We start from the raw sequence: 522 nt of genomic DNA, 5'->3' as shown, positions 1-522 counted from the left end.
ACCTTGAGGTTCTGGCGAAACTGTCGCCGGATCTGACCATCGGCTTACGCACGTATACGGAACCCTTCGCCAAGAAGATCGAGGAGACTGGGGCGTTCCTGGCATTCGACCTGATCACGTTGAATGATTCTGTGAGTGCAGTGGAGCGAGCCACACGAGCGCTCGGTGCGGACAGCCAGGGCGCGGCTATGAACCAGGCTTTCCTGGACGAGCTGGAGGCGACCGGCAAACGCGCGCCGGGAAAGGTCAGCGCGGTTTTCCTCTGGCATTGGGGCAATGCTCCCTATGCCTACTACAGCAACCACCTGACGACTCAGGTGATGGAGCGCCTGGGAGCAACCAACGTCCAGGGCGAACCGCCCAAGGGCATGGAATCTGCCGATTCGTCCGTGATAACCATGGAGACCCTGCTGCGGCTGAATCCGGATGTGATCATCTCGTTCAAGGGTGATGCCGGACCGTTCACCAAGCACCCGGCTTGGAATCGCCTCAAGGCGGTCCAGTCCGGCCGGGCCTGGCGGG

General features: G+C 61.3%; 1 protein-coding gene. It reads left to right on the top strand.

Going from position 1 to position 522, the window contains the following annotated elements; all coding sequences use genetic code 11:
- On the top strand, positions 1-522 hold a 522-nt coding region (locus EEB15_RS33260; protein ID WP_141514257.1), incomplete at both ends, for an ABC transporter substrate-binding protein.

This window comes from Ramlibacter sp. WS9, from assembly GCF_003797765.1.
Classification (GTDB): domain Bacteria; phylum Pseudomonadota; class Gammaproteobacteria; order Burkholderiales; family Burkholderiaceae_C; genus Ramlibacter.
Note: the sequence above shows the minus strand (reverse complement) of the source record. Positions and strands in the feature narration are given on the sequence as shown.